We start from the raw sequence: 14,270 nt of genomic DNA on the forward strand, positions 1-14,270 counted from the left end.
ATAACAGATATCTTCAATATCTATTTGTTTGAATAGGGGGTGGTGCCTACAAATGCGTTCTGCAGCGGGAGGATGCTGCGAGGAGGACCAACCATGAGACTGAAGCACATTCTGGCTACCGCCGTTTTTGCCGGCGCCGCTTGCCTTTCGACCCTAGCTTCCGCCGAGCAGCTCGATGACATCAGGGCGGCGGGCACGTTGAACTGCGGCGTGCTGACCAATTCACCGCCGCTCGGATTTCAGGATCCCAAAACGCGTGAGCCTGCCGGTTACGAAATCGAAATCTGCCAGATGCTGGCAAAATATCTCGGCGTCACCCCGAAACTGACCGCAGTCTCGCCGCAGACCCGTATGGCTGAACTCACACAGGGGCGCGTCGATATCCTGGCTTCGCTGTTGAGCTACAGCAAGCAGCGTGCCGAGCAGGTCGATTTCAGCGGTGCCTACATTGCCGAGGATTTCAACTTCGTGGTGCTCGACAAGTCCGACATTGCCAAGGTCGACGATCTTGCCGGCCAGCGCATCGGCCTCGTCAAGGGTTCGGTTCTGATCCCGATCACCGAAAAGCGCATTCCCGACGCGCGCGTGCTGTCGTTCGAAACCAGCGCCGCATCCTTCCTTGCGCTGCAACAGGGCAAGGTGAAGGCCACTGTTTACCGGTATTCCGAGGGCAAGGCCGTCGAGCGCAATGCCGGCGCCGAGATCAAGCCGCTGCGGTTTCTCGACGAACCGCTGCTGTCGATGCCATCAGGTTTTGCTTTCCGCAAGGGGGCCCCGGAATTGGTCAAAGCAACCAACACCTTCCTCGCCGAACTTGAAACCTCCGGTGAAGGCCAGAAACTCTATGACAAGTGGTTTGGCAAGGATTCCGAGTTGAAGGCCGAGCGCCGGTTCGAATTCGGCAAGCCGCAGGAAACCTGGTTCAAGGAATAGCCTCAAGCGAAAGCCGTCTGGCGGGCCGCAGTGCCTGCCGGGCCAAACCTCCGATGATGACCGGCATGAAGAGTGAGCGCGGATGCCGGCTGTTCGTTTGAACGGGGCGATGCGCGAGGGTGAGACTGTATCCCATGGGCTATCAACTTGATTTCAGCAAAGTCCTGCAGGGGGAGTATCTCGATCTCATCCTGCAGGGTCTGCAGACCACGATGATCCTGTTTGCGATCTCCTGGGTGCTCGGCTTGCTGCTGGCGGTGTTTCTCACCGTCGTTCGTGCGATCGACTTCAAGCCGACGCAGTTTCTGGTCGCCGCCTTCGTGGAATATCACCGCAATGTGCCAATCCTGATCCAGCTGTTCGTCTGGTATTTCGGCTTTGCCGTGGTTCTGCCCGATGCCGTCAACGACTATCTCAACGATATCGGTGCGGAGATCGGTTATGCGATCGTCGCGCTTGCGCTCAACAAGGCCGCCTATATGTCGGAGGATTTCCGCAGCGGTCTTCGCTCGATCCATCCGGCGCAGATGGAGGCCGCCCGTTCGATCGGGCTTACCTATCTCGGTGCTATGCGCTGGGTGATCCTGCCACAGGCTTGGCGGCTGGCGCTTCCGGCGCTGCTCGGCCAGACGCTCATTCTGTTCAAGGGCACAAGCCTTGCGGCCGGCATCGGCGTTGCCGAACTGAGCTACCAGGCGCGTTATGTCGAGGAGCAATCCTTCCGTATTTTCGAAGCCTATGGCCTCGTGACGCTGATCTACATGCTGATCTCATTCGCGATCATGTGGGGCTCCTCGGTCCTGTCCACGCGTTCCCGGCTGAGGGTGAAATAATGCTCGAGATCCTGCAGAACTACGGCATCCTCTTGCTGATCGGCGAATTTCCGCACGGCAAGCTCGGCGGCCTGGCCATGACGCTGATCATCTCTTTCGTCAGCCTGATCGTCACCTTTCCCTGCGCCATCCTGATCGCACTTGCGCGCACCGGCAATTCCAAGCGGCTGAAATCTCTCGCCAGTGGGTTCGTCCACTGTGTGCGCGCCATCCCGCTGCTGATGCTGATCTTCTGGGCCTATTTCGCGCTGCCGGTGGCGATCGGCTTTCCCATTGACGCGACCTATACGCTGATCATTGCCATCGTGATCTATCAGACCGCCTATCTCGGTGAGATTATCGCGGCGGGCATCGAAGGGCTGCCGAAAGGCCAGCTGGAGGCTGCGAAGTCGCTTGGCCTCGGCTACATCCCGACGACGTTCAAGGTCGTGCTGCCACAGGCGCTGTTCAACGTCGTTCCCGGCATCGTCAACCAGCTGACAACGATCATCAAGGAATCGTCGCTCGGTTCGATCATTGCGGTGCCCGAGCTGTCCTATGCCATGCTGCAGGTGAACTCGAACGAGGTGACCAAGCCGCTGCAGATCTTCGGCATCCTGGCCGCCACCTATTTCGTCCTCTGCTTTGCGCTCAGCCAGGCTACCGGCCTGCTTGAAAGGCGCATCGCCAACCGCCGCACCGGGCGGGTTATCGTGGAGGCCGTGGCATGATCGAGTTCCAGAACGTTTCCAAATGGTATGGCGCCCTTCAGGTCATCCACGACATCAGCGCCACCGTCGAAAAGGGCACGACCATCGTGCTGTGCGGCCCGTCCGGTTCCGGCAAATCGACCTTGGTGCGTACCGTCAACAGGCTGGAGCCGATCCAGAAGGGCCTGATCACGCTTGCGGGCAGGGACATCCACGCAAAATCCGTCAACGTCAACGCGCTGAGAACCGGCATCGGCTTCGTCTTCCAGCAGTTCAACCTGTTCCCGCATCTCTCCGTCATCGACAATGTCATGCTGCCACTGCGCCGCCTGCGCGGGCAATCGCGAAAGCAGGCCTTGGCGCCGGCCATGCTGATGCTGGAGCGCGTGGGCCTCGCCGACAAGGCAGCCTCCCTGCCGGCAGACATTTCCGGCGGCCAGTCGCAACGCGTGGCGATTGCCCGGTCGCTGATCCTGAAGCCCGACGTGCTGATCCTCGATGAACCGACCAGCGCGCTCGACCCGGAAATGGTCAGCGAGGTGCTGAAACTTCTCAAGGAGCTGTCCGGCGGCGGCATCACCATGATGTGCGTCACCCACGAAATGGGCTTCGCGCGTGAGGTCGCCGATCGCATCTGGTTCCTGAAGAAGGGCCGGCTGACCTTCGATGCGCCCCCGGACCTGTTTTTCTCAAAGGACACGCATCCCGACGTTCAGGGGTTCATGTCCGCCATTCACCGCCACCACTGACATCAAAAATCGATACGGAGATCACCATGATCCACATCAAGCAGGTTCCAGAGCGCCCGAGCAAGGACGACATCGCCGCATTGGCACCGTTCTCACCGGCCACCATCCATGAGGCGCAGGGTCGTCGCGGCGCGCTGTCGTCGCGCATCAAGCCGGTCGATTACCGGATGAAGTTGTGTGGTCCGGCGTTCACCGTGAAAAGCGCCCCGCGTGACAACATCATGCTGCAACTTGCCATCAACTATGCCAATCCGGGCGATATCATCGTTGTCTCCGGCGGCGAATACGAGGAGGCCGGCTCGTTCGGCGACGTTCTCGCCAATGCCTGCCTCGCCAAGGGCATCGGCGGCCTCGTCACCGATACCGGCGTACGCGATACCATGCAGTTGCGTGACCTTGGCTTCCCGGTGTTTTCGCTCAGCGTCTGCATCAAGGGCACGGTCAAGGAAACGCTGACATCCGTCAACGATCCGATCATCGTCGGCGACGAACTGATCTACCCCGGTGACATCATCGTTGGCGATGCCGATGGCCTGGTCGTCGTGCGCCGCGCAGAGGCACAGGAGGTCGCAAAGCTGTCGCAGGCCCGCGAAGATGCCGAAGCCGGCTTTATCGCCGCCTACAAGGCCGGCAAGTCGGTGATCGAGGTCAGCAATCTCGAGCCGGTGCTGAAGGCCAAGGGCTTCAAGTCCGACATCTGATTCCATACGAAAAGACGAGAACGCGTCAGGCTTCCTGGTTTGCCGGCGCGTTCTCGGCCATCCGCGTGGCGCAAAGCGTCGCTGGCACTGTGAGCCCTTTCTCCCAATTCCCCGCCGCGCAAACGGCGGGTCGAGAGAGACCCGGAAAAGCGCTCCATCAAAACTTCGTCTGACCCCATTGCCCAAGCACTGATGTACTCAGAATGGCGCCTGACGCTGTCTCTGCCAGCGGAAATACCGGCGGCCTTGTGCATGGGTGACGTATGGACCTCTCGAAAATCAAGACGTTGATCGACTTCGTCGGCCAATCGAACATCACCGAACTCACGGTCACCCAAAAAGACACGACCGTGCGGATCTTTCGCAACGGCAGTCCCGCAGAGGTGAAGCCTGCTGCCGGCCCGACCAAAAACTTAGCCAATACAAATACGTCTGTATCCTCGCCGATCTTCGGCCTGCTGCACACGGCGCCGGCACCCGGTGAAAAGGCCTTTGTGGCGCTCGGCGATGCCGTCGTGGCCGGCCAGACCCTGTTTATCGTCGAGGCAATGAAGGTGTTCAACAGTATTGCCGCGCCGCGAGCCGGGCGCATCGTCAGCCTGCCTGCCGCCGATGGCGCGGAAGTCGAGGTTGGCGATCTTCTGGCGGAGATCGCCTGATGTCGCAGGTTGCGCGCGAAAACACCGACAGCAAGCTCGGTTTCGACACTGTTCTGATTGCCAACCGCGGCGAAATCGCCCTGCGCATCCTGAAAGCCTGCAAGGAACTCGGGCTGAAGACGGTGATGGTCTGTTCCGAGGCAGACCGGCAGGCAAGTTATGGTGAACTTGCCGACACATTCCTCTGCATCGGACCTTCCAGCGCCGGCAAAAGCTATCTCAACAAGGATGCGATCCTGCTCGCAGCACGCATGACCGGCGCCGGCGCGGTGCATCCGGGTTACGGGTTTCTGTCCGAGAACTCCGCATTTTCCAAAGCCGTGGAAGATGCCGGCATGGTGTTCATTGGCCCGACGGCGCAGTCGATTGCGACGATGGGCGACAAGATCGCCGCAAAGACCGCGATGATCGCAGCCGGCGTGCCCTGCGTGCCCGGGCCGGATTCCGAACTGCCCGAAGACCGGGCTGCGGTCGAGGCCATCGCTGCCGGCATCGGCTATCCGGTCATCGTCAAGGCGGCCGGTGGCGGGGGCGGGCGCGGCATGCGCGTGGTGTCGGACGCAAGCGCCCTGCATGAATCGGTTTCGACGACGCGCGAGGAAGCGCGGCAGGCCTTCGGCACGCCTGCGCTCTATATGGAAAAATTCCTGGAGCATCCGCGCCACGTCGAAATTCAGGTCTTGTGCGATGTGCATGGCAACGCCGTCTGGCTCGGCCACCGCGATTGCTCGATGCAGCGCCGGCATCAGAAGGTCATCGAGGAGGCCCCGGCGCCGGGCATTCCGCGTGAGATCATCGGGCCTGTCGCGGATGCCTGCGTCACGGCCTGCCAGCAGATCGGCTATCGTGGCGTTGGCACGTTCGAGTTCCTCTACGAGGACGGCGGGTTTTATTTCATCGAGATGAACACCCGCCTGCAGGTCGAACATCCGGTTACGGAAATGACCAGCGGCATCGACATCGTGCACGCGCAGATTAGGGCGGCTCAGGGCATTCCGCTGACGCTATCACAAAATGATGTCGTGACTGAAGGCCACGCCTTCGAATGCCGGATCAATGCCGAAGACCCGGACACGTTTCTGGCGTCTGCCGGCACGATCACTGGTCTGCAACTTCCCTCCGGTCCCGGCATTCGCGTCGATACCCATGTGCATGCCGGCTACAAGGTGCCACCCTATTACGACTCTCTGATCGGCAAGCTGATCGTTCACGCGCCGACCCGCATGCAAGCAATTGTCCTGATGCGGGCAGCGCTGGTGCACACGCAGATCGAGGGCATTTCCACCAATCTGCCGCTCTTGCGATCGCTCTTCGAGGACGAAGGTTTTGCAGCCGGCGGTACGGACATTCACTATCTCGAAAAATGGCTGAAGCGGCGGAGCCTTTAATGACCGATCTCAATCTCAGTGATCCCGCCGTCATCGCCGCAATTTCCGAAGCCCTGACGAAGGCCGGTGTCGATGGCATCGAGATCGAGCACGACAGGCAGAAGCTGCGCATCGTGGTCGAACATAACGGCGTTGCGTCGGTACTGGCTCCGGTTGCAAGGAATGCGCAAACCAGTCTCGCCAAGGCGCCACTGGCCGGCATCTTTCAGGCGGTTGAAGGCACGTTGCCCCGTCATGTCGCGGCCGGCGAAAATCTCGGATTTGTCCGGGTCGGCCCGATCCTGCTGCCGCTCAAGGCCGCCAAGACTGGCGCGCTGACCCGCGCTCTGGCCGAAAACAATGCGCTTGTCGGCTATGGCGATCCCCTCTTCGAAATCGAGCTGAATTCATGAATTCCGCATTGCATTCCATGACCAGGTCGACGCTCGGCTCTCCTCTCGTGCGGGAGCGGGTCCATATCTCGCCGATCGGCGGCCGCGCCTTCCTTATCGAAGCGCCGGGTGGTTTCGATCTGGCGACACAGCGCCGGATCTGGGCGCTGACGCAAGATGTGGGCCATTGGGACGACGTCATCGAGACCGTGCCGGGTATGACCAATCTGCTGGCGATCTTCAGGGCTGTCCCGGAGGATCCGCAGTCCGTGGTGGCACGGCTTTCCAATGCCTGGGATCTTGCACAAAGCGTGGATCTCCAGGGCAAGACGATCGAGATTGCGGTGACCTATGGCGGTCAGCACGCGATCGATCTTGGCTCGCTCTGCGATCTTTCCGGCCTCAGCGATCGGGAAATCATTCGCATCCATCACGAGGGCACCTATACCGTGTTTGCACTCGGCAGTGCTCCGGGTTTCGGTTATCTGCATGGGCTTGATCCGCGCATTCACATGCCGCGCAAGACCGTGCCGTCGCTGAAGATGGAAAAGGGATGCGTCACCATCGGCGGCATGCAGACCGGCGTTGCCGTGCTCACCGGCCCGAACGGCTGGAACTCGATCGGTTTTGCCGACCTGCCGATGTTTGACCCGACTGCTGCAACGCCTGCCATCATGGCACCCGGCGATATCGTGCGTTTTATCCCGGAAAGGATCGAGCTGTGATCGAGGTGATCGACACCGGACCGCTGAACACCATCCAGGATCTCGGCCGTACGGGGTTTCGCGATATCGGCGTGACCGTCAGCGGTGCGATGGATCCACTGGCCTTGAAGGTCGCCAATCTTCTGGTCGGGAATGAAGAGGGTGCTGCGGGCATCGAACTGCAGACCTTCCCGTTCCGGGCTCGTTTTCGAAAACAGGTCGCCGTTGCCGTCACCGGCGGCGGCAATGCCACGCTGGATGGCGTTGCCATGCCACCCTGGTGGGTCCAGACGGCGCAGGCCGGTCAACTCCTTGAAGTCACGCCGGTTGCCGGATCGGCCCGCGGCTACATTGCCTTTGGCGGCGGTGTGGACGTTGAGCCCGTGATGGGCTCGCGCAGCACATCACTGCGGGGTGCCTTCGGCGGCTTGGAAGGTCGGGCGCTGAGAAAGGGCGATCTGCTTCCTCTAGGGGATGCGCCGGTCTCCGATTTGGCGATGACCGGCTTCGGTGTCGTTGCTCCGATGCGCGAAATGGCCGCGCTGTTTCCCGTGGCAGAGGATGGAACGATGCTGATCCGGGCGCTGCCCGCCGGCGAGCACGACCTGTTTGGCGCCGATACAGATCGGTTCTGGCGCCAGACATGGAAGATTTCTCCCCAGAGCGACCGCACCGGATACCGGCTTGCCGGCGATCCTATCCACCCCGTGTCGCCGGTCGAGATGCGCTCGCACGGCATTGTTGCCGGCGTTGTGCAGGTGCCGCCGGCCGGTGAGCCGATCATCCAGATGAGTGACGCCAATACCGCCGGCGGCTATCCGAAGATCGCTGGCATTGTGGAGGCGGATCTGTGGCGGCTTGGCCAGGCGCGCGCTGGCAGCGGCGTGCGCTTCGTGCGCTCCAGCCATGCCGAGGCGCGGGCCCTCGACAAGGCCGTGGCCGATTATCTCGAGGATGTGAGGGTGACATCGCAGATGGTCGCGCGTGCCCTGAAGACCATTGCCGGCCATTGAAATCCGGGGAGAGTGTGATGAAGATCGATTTGAATTCCGACATGGGCGAGGGCTTTGGTCCCTATAGCCTTTGCGATGACGAAGCGATGATGAAGGTGGTTTCCTCGGCCAATATCGCCTGCGGTTTCCATGCCGGAGATCCGGACACGATGGGGCGTATGGTGCGGCTCGCCAAAGCCAATGGCGTCGGCATCGGTGCGCATCCGGGTCTGCCGGACAGGCAGGGTTTCGGCCGCAGGGAAATTCCCTTCTCCAACGACGAACTGCGCCAGCAGATGCTCTATCAGCTGGGTGCGCTGACAGCCATTGCTAAGGCCGAGCAGGTGCCGCTTGCCCATGTCAGCTTTCATGCGGCCATGGGCAACATGGTCAACCGGGACCCCGTGCTTGCCGACCTGATGATGGATGCGATCCGCACCATCGACGCAGGCCTCATCGTGTTTGCCATGCCCGGCAGCATCATTGCCGATGCGGCAGCACGGGCGGGGCTGAAAATGCTGCTGCTTTTTCTGGCTGACCGCGCCTATGACGGGGAGGGCAGGCTTGTTGCCCGCGGCCTGCCGGGTGCCGTCATCAAGCAGGAAGAGGCCCTGCGCGCCCGCGTCCGGCAGTTCCTCAAGGACGGAACGGTTACCACCATCGAAGGCGCGACGCTTGCCGTACCGGCCCGGTCCATTCTCGTCCACAGCGATACGCCCGGATCGCTCGAGCTTGCGCGGATCGTCCGCAGCGAGATCGAGGCGACAGGGGCGGTTCTCGCCCCGGCCTCTCAGATCGTCGGTTAAGCCCTCGTATCCATCCTTTTATTCAACGCGACCGAAAGCCCAGTCCGATGCCAACAATCGCCGATCGTCTCAAGAACGTCTCCATCTCCGCTTCCGCCGCAATGACGCAGCGGGCGCGCGATCTCGCCGCGCAGGGCGTCAACGTTATCAGTCTGTCGGCCGGCGAGCCGGATTTTGCCACGCCGTCGAATGCAATAGAGGCCGCCCATGCCGCAGCGCTTGCCGGTGACACCAAATATCCGTCGATGGACGGCACGCCGGCCCTGAAGGCTGCGATCTCGCGCAAGTTCAAGCGCGACAACAATCTCGATTATGATGCAAGCCAGATCATCGTCTCCGGCGGCGGCAAGCAGGTGATCTTCAACGCCATGCTGGCGACCGTCAATCCGGGCGACGAAGTGGTGATCCCGACGCCCTCGTGGATCAGCTATGCAGACATCGTCAGGTTTGCCGGGGGCGTTCCCGTGCCTGTTGCCTGCCCGCAGCAGGCGGGTTTCAAGCTGCGCGCCGAAGATCTCGAAGCAGCGATTACCCCGCGCACCAAATGGCTGTTCCTCAACTTTCCAAACAACCCGACCGGTGCTGCCTGCTCGCGTGAGGAGATGAAGGCGATTGCCGACGTCATGCTGCGCCATCCGCATGTTTGGATCATGACCGACGACATCTACGAACACCTGATCTACGATGATTTCGAATTCTGCACCATCGCCGAGGTGGAGCCGCGCCTTTATGACCGCGTGCTGACCATGAACGGCGCCTCGAAAGCCTATGCGATGACCGGTTGGCGGCTCGGCTTCTGCGGCGGTCCGAAGGATCTCATTGCGGCGATCAGCAATGTCAACGGCCAGAACGGCGGTGGCACGGCAACCGTCGTGCAGGCGGCAGCCGTCGCCGTGCTTGACGGTCCGCAGGATCTTTTGAAGGAGCGCGCCGCCATCTACAAGCAGCGCCGCGATTTCGTGCTGTCGCAACTTGCCGGGATCGACGGCCTGCGTTGCCACAAACCGGAAGGCGCCTTCTATATTTTCCCGAACATGTCCGGCCTCATCGGCAAAACCTCGAAGGCCGGCCACAAGATCGAGACCGATACGGACTTTGTCATGGCGCTGGTCAACGAACATCATGTCGCGACCGTGCAGGGAGCAGCCTACGGTATGAGCCCCTTCTTCCGGATTTCCTACGCCACAAGCATGGAAAAACTGACCGAGGCCTGCGCCCGCATCAGCCAGTTCTGCGCCGAACTGCGCTAAGCGCTGCTATTGGCCGCGCGGCACCTTCAGGCGCGCGGTCAGTTCCAGCAGGATGTCGCGCACCGCAATGGCCGGTTCTGACAGCGACACACCGTCGGCCACACACAAGGACAGCGTCTCGTCGATCCGCGGCGAGACCATGCGGCAGATCAGCGGCTCGCCGGACTCGGTGAGGATACGGTCGGCAATCGCTCTGGGCATGATCGTCGCGCCAAGCCCGGCACTCACGGCCCGCGTCAAGGTCCGAACGATTTCGACCTCACCCACCACTTTCAGATTAACCCGGCTGCGGGTGAAGGCCGTATCAACCGCGCGCCTGACGAAATTATAGGCCGGCGGCATCAGCAGCGGCAGACCATCGAGTGCGGAGACGTTGATCGGCTTGTCGCCGGCCTCGATGGCAAAATCGGGATGCGCAACGAGAAAGAATTCCTCGCTGAGGATCGGCTCGAACTTGACGCCCTTGATCGGACCGGTTCCATGGATCAGCGCCATTTCCAGCCGGCCGGTCATGATCATCTGGCTATAGGTCTGCCCGACGCTTTCCGTGAGGTGGAGCAGGATGCCCGGATGGCGCTTGCGGGTTTCGGCAAGCAGGTCGACCGACAACGTCGCTGCGCTGCTGAACGGCACCAGACCCACCGAGACACGGCCTGCCAGTGAATTTCCGGCGGCCGAAGCGTCCGCCTGTGCCTGTTCCATCTGCCGCAGGATGATCTGCGCGTGGCGGTAAACGGCATGTCCGGCATCCGTCATACTGACGCCCTGCTGGCTGCGCAGCAGGAGTTTTTGGCCGAAATGTTCCTCAAGGGCGACGATCTGCTGGCTGAGAGCCGGCTGCGCGACATGCAGGATATCGGCGGCACGCGTAATGCTGCCGGTGTCGACAATAACGATAAAGGATCTGAGCCGTCTGATATCCATCGCGCTGCAGTCTGCCCTTCCATATAGCTCACTGGCCGGGAATCGCCGTTACGTCTTCGCTTAAGTTAAAATCAACATATTTCAAATGCTTACGAATGCTATGGGATTTTTCTGCAAAAATAACGGTCATCTTTGCGGTGCGACTGCACAACTCTTCGCCGCCATAAGGCTTGCTTATCGCTCCAAAGATAATCGGTCTTATTCAGGCTGCGCAAGTTCCAGTAGGGTACTGAAAACAGACGGGGAATAAGAATGTCATTTTCCGATTACAGGACCGCATTGGTCACCGGAGCGTCGTCCGGAATTGGTGCTGCTGTCGTTGAACGCTTGCGCCGGGAGAATATCGAGGTCCACGCTCTCGCCCGCAGCGCAGAGCCGCTGCAGAGGCTGGCGGAAAAGACCGGCTGCATTCCGCACGCGATTGATGTGACCGACCGCGCAGCACTGGCAGAACTTACCGGCCGCATCCAATTCGACATCCTCGTTAACAATGCCGGTGTCGACCGCCCGAAGAAATTTCTCGAGGCCGACGAGGGCGATATCGACCTCATCGTCGACGTCAACCTGCGTGCCGTTTTGCATCTGTGCCGCATGGTCGTGCCGGGCATGGTGGCGCGCGACAACGGTCACGTCATCAACATTTCGTCGATCGCCGGCGCTTACAATTTCGGCGGCAATTCCTCTTATCACGCCACCAAGGCGGCGGTCAGCATGCTCTCCAACCAGCTGCGTATCGATGCCTTCGGCAAGCGGGTTCGCGTGACGGAGATCTGCCCGGGTCGCGTCGCCACCGATATCTTCACCCATGTCCATGGCAACGACCCGTCGATCCGCGAACGCTTCATCGACGGTTTCGAGTTGCCGGAAGCCTCCGACATTGCCGACGCGATCGCCTATGCCATTGGCGCACCGATCGCCGTCAATATCGGCCATATGGAAATTACCCCGACGCTCCAGGTGATGGGCGGCCTGCAGACGGCGCGGCCGGAAACGCCACGCGCCACATCCGCGGTCTCAAAGCCGTGAGCGGGTTCGATCTCTCGGCAATCCTGACCAATCCCGAGTATATCTCGATGCTTCTCCACGGCATCGAGATGACCTTCGTGATTGCGATCGGTTCCTGGCTGCTGGCAATGGCGCTGGCGATCCTGCTTCTGGCCCTTAGATTTTCGCCCGGTCGTTTCGGCAACGCATTTGTCGCAGGTTACGTCTCCTACCACCGCAATGTGCCGACGCTTGTGCAGCTTATGCTCTGGTATTTCGGCATTTTCACGCTGATGCCGGATTGGCTGACCTTTTGGCTGGCCGGCCACAATGCCGAGGCGATCTTTGCCGTCATCGGGCTTGGTTTGTGCCAGGCGGCCTATTTCAGCGAGGACCTCCGGTCCGGCCTGCGCGCCGTTAGTCCCGGGCAGATGGAAGCGGCAAGGGCGCTCGGCCATGGTTATCTGTCGGCCATGCGCTTTGTGATGATGCCGCAGGGGGTGCGCAATGCGCTGCCGCCGCTGATCAACCATAGCGTCTCCTTGTTCAAGAACAGCAGCCTGGGCATCGTCATCGGTGCGTCGGAACTGACGCATGCGGTGAAGGAGGTCGAGAATCTCAGCTTCCGCACCTTCGAGATCTATCTGATCGGCACCGTGCTTTATCTGTTCTTCTCGCTCATCATCATGGGTCTCGGCGCCTTCCTGTCGATGCGCGCAGATCCTGTCCGGAGGGCACGGGCATGATCCACGACATGATTGCGATTTTCCAGGACTACTGGCTGCTGCTGTTGATCGGCCAATATCCCAATGGTCCGCTCGGCGGTCTTGCCAATACGCTGATCCTGTCGGCGCTCAGCATCGCGCTCGCCTTTCCGGTCAGCATCCTGATGGCGCTGGCACGGATTTCCAGGTGGCGCCTGCTGCGCTGGCCGGTGACCGTGCTGGTCTATGTGACGCGCGGCGTGCCGCTGCTGATGCTGATCCTGTGGAGCTATTTTTTGGTGCCGCTCGTCACCGGAGCCGATGTGCCAAGCTTCGTCACCATGCTGACGACGCTGGTCATCTACCAGGGTGCCTTCCTCAGTGAAGTGGTGCGGGCGGGCATCGTGTCCTTGGGCCATGGCCAGATGGATGCGGCAAAGGCGCTTGGCCACAGCTATCTGGGAGCAATGCGCTTCATTATCCTGCCGCAGGCGCTCTACAACATGATCCCGAGCATCCTCTCCACCTTCGTGTCGACCATCAAGGACACGACGTTGGGTTACGTGATCAACGTTCCGGACCTGACGTTTGCGGCCAGCCAGGTCAACAACCAGCTGCTGACCCAGCCCTTCCAGGTTTTTCTCATTCTGGCGATTATCTATTACGCGATCTGCTGGAGCATCACTTTCCTCGCCAATCGCCTGGAGCGCCGGATCACCCGCAAGCGCGCAGGTCTCGGGGGAGGCCGCGCTGCTGAAGCCCTGGCCATGCCCGCCAAAATCGCATCGGAGCAGCTATGACAGGCACAGCATCGCCGCAGGATCCAACTGCGATCCGGATTTCCAAGGTTTCCAAGACATACGGCACCTATCAGGTTCTCAAGGAGATCGATGCCGAGGTCGCTCGTGGTGAAGTGGTGGTCGTTTGTGGCCCCTCGGGGTCCGGCAAATCGACGCTGATCCGCACCATCAACCGGCTGGAAGAGATCAACAGCGGCTCGATCCTGTTTGATGGGCAGAATATTCATGCGCCGATGAAGACCAGCGCGCTCAACCAACTGCGCAGCCGGATCGGTTTCGTCTTCCAGAGCTTCAACCTGTTTCCGCATCTGTCGGTGGTCGAAAACGTCTCCATGTCGCCGATCCGCGTCAAGGGGGTGCCGGCTCATCAGGCGCATGACAAGGCGCTGCTCCTGCTCGACCGTGTCGGCCTGGCCGACAAGGCTTTTTCCTATCCGGGCCAGCTGTCCGGCGGCCAGCAGCAGCGCGTGGCAATCGCTCGCGCCTTGGCCATGGAGCCGCCGGTGATGCTGTTTGACGAGCCGACGAGCGCGCTTGACCCGGAAATGGTCGGCGAAGTGCTGGCGGTGATGAAGAGCCTTGCCGCTGAAGGCATGACGATGCTGTGCGTGACCCATGAAATGGGTTTTGCCCGCGATGTTGCCGACCGCATCTGGTTTATCGACGCCGGCCGTATCCTCGAAATGGCGACGCCGGAAGAGTTTTTCAGCAATCCCAAACATCCGCGAGCGCAACGCTTCCTCGCAGACCTCAGACACTAGAACTTCAATAATAATCAAAGGA

17 protein-coding genes are annotated in these 14,270 nt (G+C 60.8%); 16 read left to right on the forward strand and 1 reads right to left on the reverse strand.

Annotated features, from left to right (window positions below):
* The first annotated feature begins 93 nt into the window (after nucleotides 1–93).
* The 12 genes from AC4CWH_RS21330 (at nucleotide 94) to AC4CWH_RS21385 (ending at nucleotide 10,075) form a co-directional block, all read left to right on the forward strand.
* Nucleotides 94–933 (forward strand): transporter substrate-binding domain-containing protein, encoded by an 840-nt coding sequence (locus AC4CWH_RS21330; RefSeq protein WP_491322218.1) that lies wholly within the window; start codon nucleotides 94–96, stop codon nucleotides 931–933.
* 134 nt (nucleotides 934–1,067) lie between these two features.
* Nucleotides 1,068–1,766, forward strand: coding sequence for an amino acid ABC transporter permease (locus tag AC4CWH_RS21335; protein ID WP_491322219.1), 699 nt, complete (start codon nucleotides 1,068–1,070; stop codon nucleotides 1,764–1,766).
* A complete protein-coding gene (locus AC4CWH_RS21340; protein WP_491286677.1) occupies nucleotides 1,766–2,476 on the forward strand; it encodes an amino acid ABC transporter permease in 711 nt (236 codons plus the stop codon). Before AC4CWH_RS21335 ends, AC4CWH_RS21340 begins: the two co-directional genes overlap by 1 nt.
* Nucleotides 2,473–3,204: an amino acid ABC transporter ATP-binding protein gene (locus tag AC4CWH_RS21345; protein WP_491286676.1), complete on the forward strand. Its 732-nt coding sequence runs from the start codon at nucleotides 2,473–2,475 to the stop codon at nucleotides 3,202–3,204. Before AC4CWH_RS21340 ends, AC4CWH_RS21345 begins: the two co-directional genes overlap by 4 nt.
* 26 nt (nucleotides 3,205–3,230) lie before the next feature.
* Entirely contained in the window at nucleotides 3,231–3,905 is a 675-nt protein-coding gene (locus tag AC4CWH_RS21350; protein ID WP_491286675.1) for a 4-carboxy-4-hydroxy-2-oxoadipate aldolase/oxaloacetate decarboxylase, read from the forward strand.
* A gap of 263 nt (nucleotides 3,906–4,168) precedes the next feature.
* Nucleotides 4,169–4,564: an acetyl-CoA carboxylase biotin carboxyl carrier protein gene (locus AC4CWH_RS21355; RefSeq protein WP_491322220.1), complete on the forward strand. Its 396-nt coding sequence runs from the start codon at nucleotides 4,169–4,171 to the stop codon at nucleotides 4,562–4,564.
* Nucleotides 4,564–5,952 (forward strand): acetyl-CoA carboxylase biotin carboxylase subunit, encoded by a 1,389-nt coding sequence (locus AC4CWH_RS21360; protein ID WP_491322221.1) that lies wholly within the window; start codon nucleotides 4,564–4,566, stop codon nucleotides 5,950–5,952. The genes AC4CWH_RS21355 and AC4CWH_RS21360 overlap by 1 nt, the downstream gene beginning before the upstream one ends.
* Entirely contained in the window at nucleotides 5,952–6,344 is a 393-nt protein-coding gene (locus tag AC4CWH_RS21365) for an acetyl-CoA carboxylase (protein WP_491322222.1), read from the forward strand. Before AC4CWH_RS21360 ends, AC4CWH_RS21365 begins: the two co-directional genes overlap by 1 nt.
* 17 nt (nucleotides 6,345–6,361) lie before the next feature.
* A complete protein-coding gene (gene pxpB, locus AC4CWH_RS21370; protein WP_491322223.1) occupies nucleotides 6,362–7,048 on the forward strand; it encodes a 5-oxoprolinase subunit PxpB in 687 nt (228 codons plus the stop codon).
* Complete coding sequence (locus tag AC4CWH_RS21375) at nucleotides 7,045–8,040, forward strand: 5-oxoprolinase subunit C family protein (RefSeq protein WP_491322224.1); 996 nt, start codon at nucleotides 7,045–7,047, stop codon at nucleotides 8,038–8,040. Before pxpB ends, AC4CWH_RS21375 begins: the two co-directional genes overlap by 4 nt.
* 17 nt (nucleotides 8,041–8,057) lie before the next feature.
* A complete protein-coding gene (locus tag AC4CWH_RS21380; protein ID WP_491322225.1) occupies nucleotides 8,058–8,825 on the forward strand; it encodes a 5-oxoprolinase subunit PxpA in 768 nt (255 codons plus the stop codon).
* Nucleotides 8,826–8,872: 47 nt separating this feature from the next.
* Nucleotides 8,873–10,075 carry a pyridoxal phosphate-dependent aminotransferase gene (locus AC4CWH_RS21385; protein ID WP_491322226.1) on the forward strand — a complete coding sequence of 401 codons (1,203 nt, stop codon included), beginning with the start codon at nucleotides 8,873–8,875 and terminating at the stop codon, nucleotides 10,073–10,075.
* A gap of 6 nt (nucleotides 10,076–10,081) precedes the next feature.
* Here AC4CWH_RS21385 and nac read toward each other — a convergent pair whose 3' ends face one another.
* Nucleotides 10,082–10,999 carry a nitrogen assimilation transcriptional regulator NAC gene (gene nac / locus AC4CWH_RS21390; RefSeq protein WP_491286666.1) on the reverse strand — a complete coding sequence of 306 codons (918 nt, stop codon included), beginning with the start codon at nucleotides 10,997–10,999 and terminating at the stop codon, nucleotides 10,082–10,084.
* 252 nt (nucleotides 11,000–11,251) lie between these two features.
* On the opposite strand from nac, the gene AC4CWH_RS21395 reads away from it, so the two are divergent.
* The 4 genes from AC4CWH_RS21395 to AC4CWH_RS21410 are packed head-to-tail and all read left to right on the forward strand — an operon-like array spanning nucleotide 11,252 to nucleotide 14,248.
* The gene (locus tag AC4CWH_RS21395) at nucleotides 11,252–12,025 is read left to right on the forward strand and encodes an SDR family oxidoreductase (protein WP_491322227.1); all 774 of its coding nucleotides are present in this window, start codon (nucleotides 11,252–11,254) and stop codon (nucleotides 12,023–12,025) included.
* Complete coding sequence (locus AC4CWH_RS21400; protein ID WP_491322228.1) at nucleotides 12,022–12,729, forward strand: amino acid ABC transporter permease; 708 nt, start codon at nucleotides 12,022–12,024, stop codon at nucleotides 12,727–12,729. Before AC4CWH_RS21395 ends, AC4CWH_RS21400 begins: the two co-directional genes overlap by 4 nt.
* Entirely contained in the window at nucleotides 12,726–13,487 is a 762-nt protein-coding gene (locus AC4CWH_RS21405) for an amino acid ABC transporter permease (RefSeq protein WP_491322229.1), read from the forward strand. The genes AC4CWH_RS21400 and AC4CWH_RS21405 overlap by 4 nt, the downstream gene beginning before the upstream one ends.
* The gene (locus AC4CWH_RS21410; protein WP_491286658.1) at nucleotides 13,484–14,248 is read left to right on the forward strand and encodes an amino acid ABC transporter ATP-binding protein; all 765 of its coding nucleotides are present in this window, start codon (nucleotides 13,484–13,486) and stop codon (nucleotides 14,246–14,248) included. Before AC4CWH_RS21405 ends, AC4CWH_RS21410 begins: the two co-directional genes overlap by 4 nt.
* Nucleotides 14,249–14,270 lie beyond the last annotated feature (22 nt).

It is taken from the genome of Neorhizobium sp. PAMB6716, from assembly GCF_058242805.1.

What these genes read in the sequence shown, in the direction of transcription:
- AC4CWH_RS21330 (WP_491322218.1), top strand. Translation starts at nt 94, where the DNA reads ATGAGACTGAAGCACATTCTGGCTACCGCCGTTTTTGCCGGCGCCGCT.
- AC4CWH_RS21335 (WP_491322219.1), top strand. Translation starts at nt 1,068, where the DNA reads ATGGGCTATCAACTTGATTTCAGCAAAGTCCTGCAGGGGGAGTATCTC.
- AC4CWH_RS21340 (WP_491286677.1), top strand. Translation starts at nt 1,766, where the DNA reads ATGCTCGAGATCCTGCAGAACTACGGCATCCTCTTGCTGATCGGCGAA.
- AC4CWH_RS21345 (WP_491286676.1), top strand. Translation starts at nt 2,473, where the DNA reads ATGATCGAGTTCCAGAACGTTTCCAAATGGTATGGCGCCCTTCAGGTC.
- AC4CWH_RS21350 (WP_491286675.1), top strand. Translation starts at nt 3,231, where the DNA reads ATGATCCACATCAAGCAGGTTCCAGAGCGCCCGAGCAAGGACGACATC.
- AC4CWH_RS21355 (WP_491322220.1), top strand. Translation starts at nt 4,169, where the DNA reads ATGGACCTCTCGAAAATCAAGACGTTGATCGACTTCGTCGGCCAATCG.
- AC4CWH_RS21360 (WP_491322221.1), top strand. Translation starts at nt 4,564, where the DNA reads ATGTCGCAGGTTGCGCGCGAAAACACCGACAGCAAGCTCGGTTTCGAC.
- AC4CWH_RS21365 (WP_491322222.1), top strand. Translation starts at nt 5,952, where the DNA reads ATGACCGATCTCAATCTCAGTGATCCCGCCGTCATCGCCGCAATTTCC.
- pxpB (WP_491322223.1), top strand. Translation starts at nt 6,362, where the DNA reads ATGACCAGGTCGACGCTCGGCTCTCCTCTCGTGCGGGAGCGGGTCCAT.
- AC4CWH_RS21380 (WP_491322225.1), top strand. Translation starts at nt 8,058, where the DNA reads ATGAAGATCGATTTGAATTCCGACATGGGCGAGGGCTTTGGTCCCTAT.
- AC4CWH_RS21385 (WP_491322226.1), top strand. Translation starts at nt 8,873, where the DNA reads ATGCCAACAATCGCCGATCGTCTCAAGAACGTCTCCATCTCCGCTTCC.
- nac (WP_491286666.1), bottom strand. Translation starts at nt 10,999, where the DNA reads ATGGATATCAGACGGCTCAGATCCTTTATCGTTATTGTCGACACCGGC.
- AC4CWH_RS21395 (WP_491322227.1), top strand. Translation starts at nt 11,252, where the DNA reads ATGTCATTTTCCGATTACAGGACCGCATTGGTCACCGGAGCGTCGTCC.
- AC4CWH_RS21405 (WP_491322229.1), top strand. Translation starts at nt 12,726, where the DNA reads ATGATCCACGACATGATTGCGATTTTCCAGGACTACTGGCTGCTGCTG.
- AC4CWH_RS21410 (WP_491286658.1), top strand. Translation starts at nt 13,484, where the DNA reads ATGACAGGCACAGCATCGCCGCAGGATCCAACTGCGATCCGGATTTCC.